Source organism: Psychrosphaera sp. B3R10 (genome assembly GCF_018861025.1).
Lineage (GTDB): Bacteria > Pseudomonadota > Gammaproteobacteria > Enterobacterales > Alteromonadaceae > Psychrosphaera > Psychrosphaera algicola.
On record NZ_JAHKQH010000019.1, the window covers coordinates 152,628 to 169,346 of the forward strand.

The 16,719-nt window shown below is 39.5% G+C and carries 11 protein-coding genes; 8 read left to right on the forward strand and 3 right to left on the reverse strand.

All coding sequences use genetic code 11. The features are described from left to right. The gene (locus tag KO525_RS05915) at positions 1-1,875 is read left to right on the forward strand and encodes a metallophosphatase (protein WP_215962870.1); all 1,875 of its coding nucleotides are present in this window, start codon (positions 1-3) and stop codon (positions 1,873-1,875) included. On the opposite strand, the gene KO525_RS05920 is transcribed toward KO525_RS05915, so the two are convergent. After that, positions 1,876-3,060: a class I SAM-dependent rRNA methyltransferase gene (locus KO525_RS05920; RefSeq protein WP_215962871.1), complete on the reverse strand. Its 1,185-nt coding sequence runs from the start codon at positions 3,058-3,060 to the stop codon at positions 1,876-1,878. It lies immediately after the preceding gene. A 199-nt stretch (positions 3,061-3,259) separates the two neighbouring features. Between KO525_RS05920 and KO525_RS05925 the strand changes: the two genes are divergently transcribed. From KO525_RS05925 to putA, 3 genes are all read left to right on the forward strand, one after another. Continuing rightward, positions 3,260-3,871 carry a DoxX family protein gene (locus tag KO525_RS05925; protein WP_215963047.1) on the forward strand — a complete coding sequence of 204 codons (612 nt, stop codon included), beginning with the start codon at positions 3,260-3,262 and terminating at the stop codon, positions 3,869-3,871. A gap of 84 nt (positions 3,872-3,955) precedes the next feature. Continuing rightward, positions 3,956-4,507 (forward strand): NAD(P)H nitroreductase, encoded by a 552-nt coding sequence (locus KO525_RS05930; RefSeq protein ID WP_215962872.1) that lies wholly within the window; start codon positions 3,956-3,958, stop codon positions 4,505-4,507. Between the two features lie 264 nt (positions 4,508-4,771). After that, positions 4,772-8,560, forward strand: a complete 3,789-nt coding sequence (gene putA / locus KO525_RS05935; protein ID WP_215962873.1) for a bifunctional proline dehydrogenase/L-glutamate gamma-semialdehyde dehydrogenase PutA — start codon at positions 4,772-4,774, stop codon at positions 8,558-8,560. Between the two features lie 199 nt (positions 8,561-8,759). On the opposite strand, the gene KO525_RS05940 is transcribed toward putA, so the two are convergent. Then, on the reverse strand, positions 8,760-10,136 hold the full coding sequence (locus KO525_RS05940; protein ID WP_215962874.1) for an MATE family efflux transporter: 1,377 nt from the start codon (positions 10,134-10,136) through the stop codon (positions 8,760-8,762). A gap of 394 nt (positions 10,137-10,530) precedes the next feature. Here KO525_RS05940 and KO525_RS05945 point away from each other — a divergent pair, with 394 nt between their 5' ends. From KO525_RS05945 to KO525_RS05955, 3 genes are all read left to right on the forward strand, one after another. After that, positions 10,531-11,010, forward strand: coding sequence for a low molecular weight protein-tyrosine-phosphatase (locus KO525_RS05945; protein WP_215962875.1), 480 nt, complete (start codon positions 10,531-10,533; stop codon positions 11,008-11,010). Positions 11,011-11,051: 41 nt separating this feature from the next. Next, positions 11,052-12,398, forward strand: a complete 1,347-nt coding sequence (locus tag KO525_RS05950; RefSeq protein WP_215962876.1) for a class II 3-deoxy-7-phosphoheptulonate synthase — start codon at positions 11,052-11,054, stop codon at positions 12,396-12,398. Between the two features lie 94 nt (positions 12,399-12,492). Beyond that, the gene (locus KO525_RS05955) at positions 12,493-13,236 is read left to right on the forward strand and encodes a heparan-alpha-glucosaminide N-acetyltransferase (protein ID WP_215962877.1); all 744 of its coding nucleotides are present in this window, start codon (positions 12,493-12,495) and stop codon (positions 13,234-13,236) included. On the opposite strand, the gene KO525_RS05960 is transcribed toward KO525_RS05955, so the two are convergent. Further along, positions 13,233-14,048, reverse strand: a complete 816-nt coding sequence (locus KO525_RS05960; RefSeq protein ID WP_215962878.1) for a pyruvate, water dikinase regulatory protein — start codon at positions 14,046-14,048, stop codon at positions 13,233-13,235. The genes KO525_RS05955 and KO525_RS05960 overlap by 4 nt on opposite strands. Positions 14,049-14,224: 176 nt before the next feature. On the opposite strand from KO525_RS05960, the gene ppsA reads away from it, so the two are divergent. Continuing rightward, positions 14,225-16,600 carry a phosphoenolpyruvate synthase gene (gene ppsA, locus KO525_RS05965; RefSeq protein ID WP_215962879.1) on the forward strand — a complete coding sequence of 792 codons (2,376 nt, stop codon included), beginning with the start codon at positions 14,225-14,227 and terminating at the stop codon, positions 16,598-16,600. Positions 16,601-16,719 lie beyond the last annotated feature (119 nt).

A 16,719-nucleotide genomic window follows, 5' to 3' on the forward strand; every position in this document is an offset into this window, starting at 1 on the left:
TTGTCAGTAAACCCTTCTATTTTATGCGGCCCTATACTGCGACGTCTGTTGTCATCTGAGTTACTGATATGGTTGGTCATGGACAAACGCCGTAACCTGACATTGAATTTATATTTAGAGCAAATCAAATTATTAGATACTGAGTGTTCAGTAGAATGGATCCAGATAGGTGAGAGTGCGACAATCGCGTTATTTAGACTTATTCCAACATATGAAGACGCCTGGCCGAATGGTGTTGATATCGAATATGAGCTCAAAGATGATGATAGCGGTCATGTATATGATTTATCCCATTTAAGTTTAAGTCGAACCAGACCAAGTTTTTGTTATAACCAAACGATGAGTTCGGTTATCCAAGGTTCATGTCGTAAACCTGACCATATTGCGAAAGACGCTTTTGCTGGGATTTATGCCAAACTTCAAGATGGCACGCTGTCTCGCCCTGATTATCTAATTATGGCGGGCGATCAAATCTACGCTGACGATGTAAGTGCACCAATGTTGATTGGCGCTCAGTTACTGTCTAAAAAGTTGAAGTTGTATTCCGCTACTCACTACACAGATGCGCTACCAAGAACTGCATTAGAATGGCAAAAGTCAGTAAATAAACGACATCAGCTATTACCGCAAAAAGAAGGCTTAAGTCGGTGGCAAAATTTTTGGCATGGCTCAACCATTATTTCTGCACGATTTCATGAAAACCATTTAATTACATTAGATGAATTTTTTGCGACCTATCTACTCACCTGGTCGACGACATGTTGGCAATTGGTCATGGATGAAGTGGAACTTGCAGCTGGTGATTTTTCTGGATTAGAGCAAAAAAAATACCTTGAAGAGTTACATACCGTAAAACAATTTATTGAGGAACTTGACCGATTTGAAGCGGTTGTCGCTAACGTACCAACTTTAATGATATTTGATGATCATGACATCACCGATGATTGGAACTTAACAGCGGATTGGGAATCACATATTTATGGCAATACTGTGACCAAGCACATGATAAGTGATGGTTTGTTGTCTTATTGTTTATTCCAAGGTTGGGGCAATAACCCTGAACGGCTAGACCCCATAATAGAAAAACTTAGATCCCTCGCGCTGAAAAAAGACTTTGCGAATAAACAACTCACTGAGCAACTCCTAGATTTTAATCAATGGGATTATGTTGTTGAAACATCGCCTAGAATTGCAGTACTAGATACGCGTACGCAACGGTGGCGTAGTGAGACGTCCGCTAAAAATCCAAGTGGGTTAATGGACTGGAGGTCACTTGAGCAGCTTGAAGATCAACTTTATGAATCGTTTGGTTCTATACTTGTTGTGTCGGCGGCGCCCGTTTTTGGTGTTAAAGCAATTGAAGTCGTACAAAAAGCTTGTGAACTTGTAGGCCAAGAATTGTTAGTTGATGTTGAAAATTGGATGGCTCATCAGGGCTCTGCACGTAAATTGATGAGTATGATGCGCCACGATAATGCGCCTGATGAGATAATCATTTTGTCGGGCGATGTTCACTATTCGTTTTGTTTTTCAGCGGAAAGACGTTTTAGCTCAAGTACCGACAAGATATGGCAACTAACATGTTCGGGATTTAAAAATGAATTTCCTCAAAAATTACTTAAGTTCTTTGATTACATAGATAGATTTCTCTATTCGCAATACAGTTTGCTTAACATTTTTACCAAAAGAAGAAAGTTAGCGGTTGATCATCATCCCTTAAAAACACAGGATAATGCGTTTAAACATTTAAATGGAAGGCATTTAGTGAGTAGTTCTGCTGCAGGTGTTGTTGAGTTAGATCAAAAAGGAATGTTAAAACACTACCGGCTTGTAACCGGTAGTGGTGATATTCACGAATTTGCGCTCGATGAGTAATTAGAATACTTGTGCGACAAAGCCTTTTAAATAGTAACCTTCAGGATACACACTGCTAATTATATGGTCTTGAGCTTGTGAAAGCTTTTCGATAAAGACCATATCGCGTTTTGCATCTAATGCAGCATCGGCCAGAATTTTTTGGAATAAAGATGGTTCCATTAATCCTGAACAAGAGAAACTGAGTATGATGCCACCCGGGTTTAGCAACTGCATAGCAATCATATTAATGTCTTTATAACCACGACATGCGCCTCGTAATTGCGCTTTACTTTCCGCAAATTTGGGCGGATCCATGATGATTACATCGAATTTTGTACCTTCTTCGCGGTACTTTCTTAATAGTTTGAAGACATCATGTTTTACAAGAGAAACTTTAGCTTGGTCAAAATTATTTAAGTCAATGTTTTTAGCCGCAATATCTAGCGCCGACTGTGACATATCTACTTGTGTAACATGTTTTGCACCACCTTTAAGAGCGGTTAACCCAAACGTGCCGGTATAGCTAAAACAATTTAGAACCGTTTTACCTTCAACGTATTTTTCTAATGTTTTTCGATTATCTCGTTGATCTAAATAGAAACCTGTCTTATGTCCATTTTCAACGTCTACGTACGCCTTAATGCCGTTTTCTTCAATAATGATAGGTGACTGCAATTTGCCAAAGATCTCGCCGCGACGGTTTTTCAGACCTTCTTTTTGACGCACATCGACGTCGCTTCTTTCATAAATGACATGATCAGGGAATACCGTCTTAAGGGCTTCGACGATTATGTCTTTATTTGCTTCAACACCCGCACTTAAGATTTGGCAAACAAGCGTAGTGTTATAAACATCAACGGTTAAACCTGGAATTCCGTCTGACTCTGCACAGAGTAGACGATAACCGGTTGTTTGAGCTTGTTTGATCATCGGTTGTCGAATAAATAAAGCTCGTTCAATTTTAGCTTTAAAGAAATCGATGTCGATTTCTTGGTTCTGCTCAAAACTCCAAATGCGCGCTCGGATCTGTGAGTGCGGAGAGTAGGCCGCCTTAGCTAACCACTTGTTATTTTCATCTAAAAGATCGACGGTTTCGCCTAATTGCGGATCACCGATGACTTCTTTAATTGCTTTAGAGAAAATCCAAGGGTGTTTGCGTTTGACCGCTTTAACTCGGTCATTTTTAATAATGATTGCTGACATGTGTATACCAATAGAAAATAAATTAGACGCAGTTTACCTTTTTATCACTAAACTAGATATTGTTCCGTTACGTGAGTAGTCGTTTTTACTTTTTAGTCCCAGAAAATTATTTTTTGTCTCACTAGAAATAAAACCGTAAAAACATCGTTCTTATTACTAACCAATAATAAATATTAGAAAGCAAAGGTGTATTTTGAAAATATATTCGACTTATAAAAATTTTGTTGAGCGCTTATCTCTGGCAGATGGTTTGCCGCTTTTATTTATCAGATTATACTTGGCTCCCGTCCTTATCCAAGCTGGCTGGACTAAATTTCAAGCGTTTGATCAGACCTCAGCATGGTTTGGTAATAATGAATGGGGATTAGGATTACCGTTTCCGGATTTAATGGCAAGTTTAGCGATATCTGCTGAATTACTAGGCGGGATTTTTATACTGTTCGGCTTACTCACACGGTTAACTTCAATACCACTTTTAATAACGATGTTTGTTGCTGCTAAAACCGCTCATTGGCAAAATGGGTGGCTGGCCATTGCCGATCCGTCTAGCTGGTTGGCCGACGGAACTCTATTTCTAAATGAGCAAATAATGGCCTCTGTAGAAAAGAAACAAAAAGCGATAGAGATAATACAGGAGCACGGTCATTATGATTGGTTATCGAGTAGCGGATCATTTGTTATTCTAAACAACGGCATCGAGTTTGCGGCAACGTATTTTATTATGTTACTGGTTTTACTTGTTTTTGGTGGTGGTAAATATACCAGTATTGACCATTATCTAACGGGTTTGGTAGACAAAACAAAAAGTTAATTTTAGTTCGTATCTATCACTTTAAAACTTAATGGGAATTACGTACTATCCTGTTTAAATTCACTTAATAAGTTTAGATATTTAATGGATGCACTAGAGTTATTGCTAACACGAAGTTCCTTTGCCCGTCTTGATGCTCCGGCACCAGAGGGCAAGGCTTTAGACAACATCATAAATGCGGGTTTGAGAGCTCCAGATCACGCCAACCTAACACCATTTGAGTTTGTCGTATGCACTGGTAAAGGTTTAGACCGACTCACCGATATATTTACAAATGCTGCCGTGGCTGCGAATCGAGAAGAACTCGTCATCGAAAAATCAAAAAAAATGTGTTACCGCGCACCTATGATTATTGTTGCTATTATGCGTTATAAAGAACACGAAAAAGTACCGAGAGTTGAGCAAATAGCGACAACAGCTTGTGCTGTTCAAAATATGCAAATGGCCGCATTTGCCCAAGGATATAACGGCATTTGGCGCACCGGTAGTTTTGCTTTTGATGACAATGTACGAACCGCATTTGACTTGCAATCTCAAGATGAGATAGTGGGTTTTTTGTATTTAGGCACACCTGCTATACCAACACCAATTAAAAAAGCAAAGGCTATTGGTGATACTGTGTCTTATTGGCGCTAAAATTTCATTCGTTTACTAATTAGTTTTTCTTAACTCAGATTGCCTAAAATTAACGTGACGCCTACAAATAAAGGCTTCACGGTTAATTTAGACATTGTAATAACGATAAAAATCAATCACCTCTGGCATAAATATTTCTAATGATTTTGCCTTAATATAATTCGTTAACGCTTGTTAAAATTGCTGAATTAGAATGCGGAAAATTCACTAAACACATTCATAACTAAAGTGGTTATTAATGGTATTCAGATTAGAGGCCGTCCTATGTTGTTTTCAGAAAATTTAGCAGCGACTTGTCCAATTCGTCAAAAAATCCGCGATTTTTATCGAATTGAAGAAAACGAAGCTGTTGCGCATATTTTGCCATTAGCTGAGGTTGATTTACGGGCGAAAACCCGAGCATGGGAACGTGCCCGTAAAATGGTTCTACAGATCAGAGCAGAATCTGAAGGCAGTGGCGGTATAGACGCCTTGTTAAATGAATATTCATTATCGTCGGAGGAAGGTGTTGTATTAATGTGCTTGGCTGAAGCACTATTACGCGTGCCTGACAAAGCAACTCAAGATGAGCTTATACGCGATAAATTAACACAAGGTAAATGGAGTGCGCATCTTGGTGCTAGCGATTCTCTTTTTGTTAATGCATCGTCGTGGGGACTGTTAGTTACCGGTTCTATGGTTAAGTACTCTGATAAAAATCTGCATAAACATTTTGGCATTATCAAACGTTCACTAGGACGTTTTGGTGAGCCGGTTATCAGAAAAGCCATGAATATTGCAATGAAGATCATGGGCAAACAGTTTGTGATGGGTGAAACGATTGAAGAAGCAACGGTTAGAGCTCAATCTAAAGAACAGAAAGGATATGTCTACTCGTATGATATGTTGGGCGAGGGCGCTCGAAATGCTGACGATGCGCAACGCTATTTTAATTCATACAAAAATGCGATCCACGTGATTGGCAAGGCGGCTGGCAATAAAGGTCCACGCCAAAGCCCAGGCATTTCTATTAAATTATCTGCAATTTTTTCTCGCTATGAATTTACGCATCGCGAACGCGTGATGGCGGAACTTGTCCCAAAATTAAAAGAGTTGTGTTTATTAGCAAAGCAATACGACATAAGCCTAACTGTTGATGCTGAAGAATCGGAGCGTTTGGATATATCACTTGATGTAATTGAAGCCGTATTTTCTGACAGTGATCTTGGCACATGGGCTGGATTTGGCCTTGCGGTGCAAGCTTATCAGAAGCGATCTATCTATGTCATAGACTGGTTACGTCAACTAACTGAAAATGTTGGACGTAAACTCATGGTTCGTCTTGTTAAAGGCGCTTATTGGGATAGTGAAATAAAAAATGCCCAGAAAGACGGCATGTCACATTTTCCGGTATTTACTCGCAAAGCCAGTACAGACGTTTCTTACCACGCTTGTGCTAATAAACTTTTGTCGTACAGAGATACCATTTATCCGCAATTTGCAACCCATAATGCATACACAGCGTCAGTGATTATTGAACTAGCCGGTGAGGATAAGAAAGGTTTTGAGTTCCAATGTTTACACGGAATGGGCGATACACTTTACGACCAAATCGTAACAATGGATTATATTCAATGCCGTGTTTATGCACCTGTTGGTTACCACGAAGACTTACTTGCTTATCTTGTTCGCCGGTTATTAGAAAATGGCGCTAATTCATCATTTGTAAATGCCATCGTTGACGTTGATCGTCCAGTGGAAGAGTTATTGGAAGATCCTGTTGAGAAAATTAAGCGTACGGCGTCTAAATACAACAAACAAATTAAATTACCTATTGAGATGTTTGGCGAAGAGCGAGATAACTCCATTGGTTTCGATGTCACAGATATTAACCAACTAACGCCGCTTAAAAACAGCCTTGTAAGCTGGTTTGAACTTAATCAGCAGCTAGTACAACAGAACAAAAATGATGACTTAGTGGCAGTTACCAATCCAGCGAACTTGTCTGAAGTGATTGGTTGGAGTCAAGTCAATACAAAAGTGGATATGGAGCATATGCTCGAGCGTTCACAAACTGCCTTTGAGTCATGGTCTAAAACATCTGTTAAGGTGCGCGCAGACATTTTGCGCAAAACCGCCGACATGTTAGAACAACATAGTGACGAACTTTATGCCTTGTGTATTAAAGAAGCAGGGAAGGTTCTAGCAGATAGCGTTGATGAAGTTAGAGAGGCCGTGGATTTTTGTCGCTATTATGCAGCACAAGCAGAGCAACTTAGTGAAGACACTCGATTAACGTCACGTGGTGTCGTGTTGTGTATTAGCCCGTGGAACTTTCCATTGGCTATTTTCTTAGGGCAAGTTGCTGCTGCTATTGTTACGGGTAATACCGTTATTGCTAAGCCAGCAGAGCAAACAAGTTTGATTGCATTAAGAGCAATTGAATTAATGGAACTTTGTGGTCTGCCGAAATCGGTTGTTCAGGCGGTAATTGCTGCTGGACGAGATGTTGGTGATACTTTGTTACCAGATGAACGTATCGCAGCGGTAATGTTCACCGGCTCAACACAAACAGGAACATTGATTTCTCAAATTTTGTCCAAACGCGGTGATGAGCAAGTTCCGCTTATTGCCGAGACCGGTGGTCAAAATTGCATGATTGTCGATTCTACCGCGTTGCCAGAACAAGTTGTAGACGATGTTATTGCAAGTGGTTTCCAAAGTGCTGGACAACGTTGTTCTGCGCTTAGAGTTTTGTTTGTACAAGAAGATATTGCAGACAATATGATAAGAATGATCAAAGGCGCAATGGCAGAATTACACGTTGGTGACCCCCAGTTTTTGGGTACCGACGTTGGGCCAGTCATTGATACTAGAGCACTAACGGCGTTACAAAATCATGCCGATTATATGGAGAAAAATGGTAAGTTAATTTACCAATGTCCGTTGTCTAGTTCAGCTGATAAAGGTCACTTTTTTGCACCTCGTTTGTACGAAATTGACAGTATTGATGTACTTAAACAAGAAGTATTTGGGCCTTGTGTTCATGTTGTTCGTTTCAAAGCAAGTGAAATTGAATCCGTCATTGATAAAGTAAACTCAACAGGGTTTGGCTTGACCATGGGGATCCATACAAGAATTGAACGTCGAGCGGAAAAAATAATTAAATTGTCACGAGCGGGCAATGTATATGTTAATCGCAATATGATTGGGGCCGTTGTTGGAGTTCAACCATTTGGCGGTCGAGGTTTATCGGGGACGGGACCAAAAGCAGGTGGCCCAAATTATCTACAACGTTTGATGAAAGAAAACGTTGAAGTGGAGTTAAGTACCAACTTAAATAATGACCAAGCGCTATTGTCGGACGAAAAAATAGCTGCCGAAGCGACCGATTTTATGGCTAATGCAAGTCGTGTAGAAAAAGAATGGCGCTTAACGCCGTTAAATGACCGTATCTCTTTTGTGCGACGTTTACTCGCTGAGATTTCAAAACTAGACAGTATTGACAATTTTGCCGATGATTTAAACAACACGCTATTAATTGCCCGAGAGCAGTTAATCGATATTGAATCTAAATTAAAACGTCCAACTATATTGCCTGGGCCAACAGGAGAATCTAATACATTGTATTTAGAACCTCGTGGTAATGTAGTGGTGTTCGCTGATTGCCAAGTGACGTTTCATTACTGGGTACTTGCAATTATTACCGCGCTCGCAACAGGTAATACAGTTATCACTGTAGTGTCAGATATCTTTTATGATAAGGCTGCGGCATTTAGAAACAAGTTTTTACTTACGGATGCACCTGAAGGTGTTTTACAAATAGCTAAACTAAATCACTTGCAGGCACTGTTAAAAGAAGAGCAACTTGCGGGTGTGGTAATGCAGTCAAACTGTCAGCGACGCAAGTTAGTAGCAACATGGTTGTCTGAACGTGAAGGTGCTATTTTACCAACTATCACCGCGGAGTTTAATGACAACCTAATTACGCGATTAGTAACAGAGAAGACCGTAAGTGTTGATACTACAGCGTCAGGTGGTAATACATCGTTAATGACGTTGCAAGATGAATAGGGCGAAGTTATTTAAATATTTGAAATGCATTAAAAATTAATGTCAAAAGTAAATCAAGGCATAGAGTAAACACATCGCTCTATGCCTTTTTTGTTTCTGATTAACTTAGCTAATTACAAAGGGTTTACTATGTCCTTCAGTAATTAACGGACTGGCATTTTTTTCTATGGATTTTACTAAGTTATTTAATTTCTAATAACTAAACGAAGTTTTCCGGCATTTGGGGCTTACTAAGCTGTTGCTTTAAACTGCGTAGGGTCCATCTAAGCTTAATTAGAAACATTACAGACGCTGCCGTTAACCCAAACACTATGCCTATCCAAAACCCCTCTGCTCCCATCGCGGGTACAAGGATATCTGTTCGTCCTAAGGTATAACCTAGTGCAAATCCCATTGGCCAATAAGCTATAAAGGTAATGTAGAATAAAGGTTTAGTGTCCTTTAATCCTTTAAAAACTCCCGCAGCCATCACTTGTATCGCGTCAGGTAATTGGTAAATTGCAGCGATAACTAAAATGGAACTCGCCAATAAAACCACAGACGGCTCGTCTGTATAAATAGCAATGATTTGTTGATTCAATAAAAGTGTTATAACCATTACGATGGCACCAAATACAAAGGCAATGTTAAAACATGTTTTAATCGAATGGATGAGTTTTGAATAATCCCCTTGACCCCTTAAATAACCGATGCGGATTGTGGCGGCCATCGCCAAGCTTAACGGTGCCATAAAAACAACGCTACTATAACTAAACGCGACTTGGTGGCCTGCAACAGCAATCGCACCGAGAGGCGCTATAAACAGTGCGGTAAACGCAAATAAACTGCTTTCGAACAATAAAGCGAGTGAAATGGGGGTGCCAATTTTGACTAAATTATTAATGGCAGAGAAGTCGGGTTTGCCAATGACTAAGCTTGCATAAGGTTTAAATACTCTTGAAACTTTAAAGTAAATTAATAAGCTGATAATTGAAATCCAGTTGACAATTGCGGTAGCAAGACCACAACCCGCGGCCCCCATTTTAGGCATTCCAAATTCACCAAATACAAAAATATAGTTAAGCGGGATGTTTGCAAGTAGCCCAACAACGCTAACTATTAATGCTGGTTTTGTCGCACCAACGCCTTCACAAAACCCTCTATAGATAAAAAATAAACACGTCGGCACTATGCCCCAAATTACATAGTTTAAATAACCCAAAGACTTTTGATGTAATACCGTTTCGAGTTCGAGTTTGTCGATGGGAATGTGAATAAATTGAAAAATAATCAGTACAAAGATGGAGACAAACAAAGCTAAATAGACGCCTTGTTTGAGGGATGCTTTTAAATCGGCAGTAGAACTGTTTTTATTAGCGCCCAGTAATTGAGCGACAACAGGGGTAATTGCGACTAATAAACCTTGCACAGAAAAAACGATCGGACTCCAAATACCTGTTGCTACAGATACCGCAGCCATGTCGACGTGACTCGCGCGACTGGCCATTACTGTGTCGGTAAAAAACATCAAACTAACGACAATTTGGGTTGCTAATAAAGGTAAGGCGAGCTTTAAAATTTGTTTAACTTCAGACATTGACTCATTTCTTAAAAGAGAACTAAAAGGTCGTTTTAAAACGGTTTTGAATTCTATCATGGATAAATTATTGCGGATAAGAATTTGTGGTACTCGCGCAATAATAGTCAGAGTTAATTGCCCTTAAATTGGTTTTGTATTCCAGGTGAAGGTAAGAATTTGATGGTTTTATATTCAGGTGTGAGTGGGATCAATAATCAATAGTATATTAGCTCTAAAAAGTACCAATTATCTGTTTCAATTTGGCCGTCTATATGGCAGTCTAAACCAAAAGTGGTTAACGGTTTTACGCGGTTATTATGCGTTTTACAAAGACAATAAAGGTTTTTCCGTTGCACTAAAAATAATGTAACGCCAGCTTAGTTAGCTATTTATGAATGGAAGATCTACCAACATGTCGGACGCTAAAATTACATCAGTATTGTTTGTATGCTTAGGCAATATATGTCGCTCACCAACAGCACATGCCATCTTTCGTCAGAAGGCAGAAAGTATCGGATTATATATTGACGTCGAAAGTGCAGGAACGTCTGCATATCACGAGGGTAAAAGGCCTGATCCGCGTTCCGTGGCTGCAGGAAAAAAACGAAATTACGATTTTTCGGACATTAGTTCACGAAAAATAAAAGAACAAGACTTTGAGCATTACGATTTAATTTTGGCAATGGATAACGACAATTTGGCTTCGCTGAAGCGTCGGTGCCCAGCAGAGTTTCAATCGAAAATTAAACTTATGTTGGCGTTTTCAGAAAAATACAATGACGTTGTTGAGGTACCCGATCCATATTATGGTGGCGCTGCAGGTTTTGAATTTGTATTAGATCTAATTGAGGATGCTAGTGACGGTTTGATATCAGCCATCTCTAAAAATTAATAGTAACACAATAAATAAAGACAAAATAAAAGGGTATATACGTGAGTAACTGGACACCAGATAGTTGGAGACAATTTCCAATCCAACAACAGCCAAATTATAAAGACCAAACATTGCTGCACAATGTAGAGGAACAAATTCATAGCTTTCCTCCTTTGGTTTTTGCTGAAGAGACACGTGATTTAAGAAAACAGCTAGGCGATGTTGCTGAAGGTCGAGGTTTTCTTTTGCAAGGTGGTGATTGTGCTGAATCGTTTTCAGACTTTAATGCTGCGAACATTCGCGATACATTTAAAGTTATGCTGCAAATGGCAGTTGTACTTACATTTGGTGGAAAAGTTCCAGTTACAAAAATTGCGCGCGTTGCAGGTCAGTACGCAAAACCACGTTCAGCTGATTTAGAAACAATCGACGGCGTTTCATTTCCTAGCTATCGTGGAGATATCGTCAATAGTTTTGAATTTAACGAACAAGCCCGTGAACCAGATCCAAATAGATTAGTGACTGCTTATCATCATTCTGCGTCAACCTTAAACTTGTTGCGTGCTTTTGCCCAGGGCGGTTTAGCAGACTTGCACCAAGTTAATCGCTGGAATATGAGTTTTGTTGCTTCCAATCCAAATCGTGAACGTTACCAACATCTTGCTGATCGTATTAAAGAAACTCTCGAGTTTATGAAAGTAATTGGATTAACGTCTGAAACGACACCAGTTATTAAAGAAACCCAGTTATTTACATCTCATGAGGCGCTACTGTTAAATTATGAGCAAGCTTTAACACGTCGTGATCATTTAACCGGTAAATGGTATGACTGTTCAGCGCATATGGTGTGGATTGGTGAACGTACTCGACAACTCGATCATGCCCATATCGAATTTTTTAAAGGCATAAATAACCCAATTGGGGTGAAAGTTGGCCCGGGAATGGACCCTGACGAATTAATCAAATTGATTGATACATTAAACCCAAACAATGAGCCTGGCCGTTTAACTCTGATCACGCGTATGGGGGCAAATGTGCTTGAAGGTAAATTGCCTGCGTTAGTGCGTAAAGTGAAAGAAGAAGGTCGTCACGTGGTTTGGAGTTCGGATCCAATGCATGGCAATACTATTAAAGCAAGCAATGGATATAAGACACGTAACTTTGATTCTGTATTAAAAGAAATTCAGCAGTTTTTTGCGGTTCATAAAGCTGAAGGTACATGGGCTGGCGGTGTTCATTTTGAAATGACGGGGCAACATGTTACCGAATGTACAGGTGGCGCGTATGGGTTAAGTGAAGCTGACTTATCACAACGTTATAAAACGCAATGTGATCCACGTTTAAATGCTGACCAAGTTCAAGAACTGGCATTTTTAATTACAGACGCATTAAAATTCGCTAAATAAAGTTGAATTTTAGATAAAACAAAACCGGATGTAATAGTCCGGTTTTTTGATTTTAACACTAACGTTAATTGCTTAAATAAGTGGTGTAATAGGTATGATTAATAATAGGTATTCTTTTTTAGATTGGCTTCGAGGGTTTGCCATTTTACTTATGGTTATTTACCACTTTTGCTACGATCTCTATTATTTTAACTATATCGACACCATGTTTGGCAAAGGCTATTGGATCCCGTTTAGATACGTCATTGTCATTCTATTTTTAAGTTTAGTCGGGGTGAGTTTAGTTTTGTCACACAATCCTAAACTTCGTTGGCGTAATCTTATCAGACGCTCTGGACAACTCGGTTTGGCAGCGTTCTTCGTCAGTGTATCAAGTTATTTTATTGCCGCTGATAAAGTAACTGTGTTTGGAATAATTCATTTCATTTTACTGGCGACATTTTTAAGTTTGCCGTTTATATCACGCCCAAAGATTGCATTAGTGCTTGGGGTAATTGTCTTCTTTTTAGGACATTATGTTCAATCCCAATTTTTTGACCCCTTATATTTTCACTGGTTAGGAATGGTAGAAACTAAACGTCCTGCGTTGGATTACGTTCCCGTGTTTCCATGGTTTGGTATCGTTTTGATTGGGATCTTTTTCGGACACTTAATTCAAAACAATAACGTGGTTCAGAAGGTCTTTAAAACAAACCTTGCAGAACAATTCCATTTACCTATGTTAACCATTTTTAACTCACTGATTGAACGAGCAGGCCAGCATAGCTTAATCATCTATTTGGTACATCAACCTATCTTGTTTGGGTTATTTATGGCCGTTGAGTTGTTGATCAACTAATGATTAAATCGCTCTAATGCCATTTCAGACATGATTTTTGCTGAAATCTCTTCAACAGAAAACGAAGTGGTGTTGATGAAAGGGATCTTAGATTTACGGTAGAGCCGTTCGACTTCCCGTAACTCCATACGGCATTGCCTTAACGACGCGTATTTGCTGTTAGCGTAACGTTCGTTGCGGATCGCTGCCAATCGTTTAGCGTCGATTGTTAAGCCAAATAATTTCTTTTTGTTGTTCTTCAAAATAGCAGGTAAGGTCAATTCATCCATATCGTCTTCAATAAATGGATAGTTTGCTGCCTTAATTCCATAATTTAGCGCTAAATAAATGCTTGTGGGGGTTTTCCCACTTCTCGATACGCCAACTAAAATAACGTCCGCGTCGGCATAATTCTGCATAGTCTGGCCGTCGTCGTTTGCTAAAGCATAGTTCATAGCTTCAATTCGATAGTCATAACGGTTTGTTTTCATGGAGTGGGTGCGGTGCAATTTTGGCGTTGCTGTAACGCCTAATGCCAATTCCACTTTGCTAGTAAACGGAATAAGTACGTCAAAACATACCGCTTTTGCATGCTCAATAATTTCTTTAAGTTGTTGGTCAACAAAGGTATAGAAGACAAGCGGCATTTTTCCGTTGGCAGCATATATTTGATTTATTCTAGAAACGACCTTTTTAGCCATCTCTATATTTTCGATAAAAGGTAGAGTAACGTGTTCAATTTGCATTTCAAACTGCGATAGTGTGGCGTGTCCAACCGTCTCAGCAGTTATTGCAGTGCCATCTGAAATATAAAATGCATGATGATCGAACATGTTTTCACTCCTAAAAAATTAAAAAAATCAATTTGCGCAATTGAATCACCTGTGTAAAATGCCGCAATATGTAATTCGTTTTGTATTATTACAATTTTACTTACATAATAATACTTACATAACAAAACAATACTATAGTTCATCTAAATATTAATGAAAATTACGGAGTGTTTGTCGTGCAAAATTATGTCCTTTGGTACAAAGAGTTAGGCATGGGTGATGTTAACCAAGTCGGTGGAAAGAACGCCTCTTTAGGTGAAATGATCAGCAATTTGTCTAGTGTTGGCGTACAAGTGCCAAATGGTTTTGCGACAACGTCTTACGCCTTTAATGAGTTTTTAGAACAAAGTGGATTAGAGCAACGCATTCATGATTTGTTAGATGCGCTCGATATCGACGACTTAGCTGCGCTTTCGGCAGCCGGCGAAAAGATTAGAAACTGGATCATAGAAACGCCTTTCCAACCAGAATTTGAAAATGAAATGGAACGATCGTATGCGGAACTAGCAGGGGAGTTAGGAGATGAAGCGTCATTTGCAGTTCGTTCATCTGCAACTGCGGAAGATATGCCAGATGCATCGTTTGCAGGACAACAAGAAACCTTTCTTAATGTAAAAGGGCTAGATTCAATTAAAACCGCGGTAAAACATGTTTTTGCTTCTTTGTTTAACGACAGAGCAATTTCATATCGTGTTCACCAAGGTTACGATCACAAAGGTGTTGCATTATCAGCTGGTGTACAGCGTATGGTTCGTTCGGATCTGTCATCGTCAGGTGTTATGTTCTCTATTGACACAGAATCAGGATTTGAAGATGTGGTATTTGTGACTTCATCTTTTGGTCTTGGCGAAATGGTTGTGCAGGGTGCTGTTAACCCAGATGAGTTTTACGTACACAAGCCAACGCTTGCAAACGGTCGCCCTGCAGTAATTCGCAAAAATATGGGCAGTAAAGCGATTAAGATGATTTATAGCGACGACGTGGAACATGGTAAACAAGTTAAAGTTATAGATGTTGAACCTGAACTCGCGAATCAGTTTTCATTAACTGAAGATGAAATTATGGAGCTTGCTAAACAAGCGGTGACAATAGAAAAACATTATGGTCGACCTATGGACATTGAGTGGGCTAAGGATGGTATGGATGGTCAACTATATATAGTTCAGGCACGACCAGAAACGGTACGCAGTAACGAAGAAGCAAATGTTATTGAATCATTTCAACTAGAACGCCGCGGCAAAATATTAACAGAAGGCCGTGCAATTGGACACAAGGTTGGCGCTGGTGTTGCGAAAGTGCTCGGTTCAATCGCTGAAATGGACCAAATTTTACCTGGAGACGTTTTAGTTACGGACATGACTGACCCGGATTGGGAACCAATTATGAAACGTGCTTCAGCGATTGTAACAAATCGCGGGGGCAGAACTTGCCACGCAGCTATTATCGCACGTGAATTAGGGATCCCTGCTGTGGTTGGTTGTGGTAATGCAACTGAGTCTATTGTCACAGGCGACGAGGTTACGGTATCGTGCGCAGAAGGTGATACCGGTTTTATTTATGGTGAAGTATTGCCATACGAAGTGGTGACTTCAAAGGTTGACGACATGCCAGATTTACCCGTTAAAGTAATGATGAATGTAGGTAACCCAGACCGTGCTTTTGACTTTGCTCGTTTACCACATGCGGGAATTGGCCTCGCTCGATTAGAGTTTATAATTAATAGAATGATTGGGGTGCATCCAAAGGCATTATTAAATTACGATGCTCAACCAGAAGATATTAAAGAAGAAATTGACGAACTTGCAGCAGGCTATGACTCTCCAGTCGAGTTTTATATCAATAAAATTAAAGAGGGTGTATCGACGCTAGCATCTGCTTTTTATCCAGAAAAAGTAATTGTTCGTATGTCAGACTTCAAATCAAATGAATATGCCAATTTAGTTGGTGGTGACCAATACGAACCTGAAGAAGAAAACCCGATGATAGGTTATCGTGGCGCATCTCGTTACATTTCAGATAGTTTTAGAGAATGTTTTGCTCTGGAGTGTGAAGCTCTAAAACGAGTTAGAAATGACATGGGATTGACTAATGTCGAAGTTATGATCCCATTTGTACGAACGGTAAGCGAAGCTAAACGTGTATCTGAATTATTAGAAGAACATGGTCTTAAACGTGGGGTAGACGGTTTACGAGTCATAATGATGTGTGAGTTACCATCAAATGCCTTATTGGCTGATCAATTTTTAGAGTACTTTGATGGCTTTTCGATTGGATCAAATGATCTAACTCAATTAACGCTTGGTCTTGATAGAGACTCAGGTCTTATTGCTGACCTGTTTGATGAACGAGACGAAGCCGTAAAAGCATTACTGTCTTTGGCTATTAAAGCCTGTAAAAAGGCAAATAAATATGTTGGTATATGTGGACAGGGACCTTCAGATCATGAAGATTTTGCTAATTGGTTGGTTGAACAAGGAATTGATTCAATTTCATTAAACCCCGACACGGTTCTAGAAACTTGGTTATATTTGGCTGAACAACAAAATAATTAATGATTTAGTCTAAAACACATAAGTAAATTGAAATGGTAGGCTTGGCCTGCCATTTTTATTTGATTTCACCTAAATCTAAATCGTTTTTACTTTTACAGAGGAACATCAAGAAGATATTA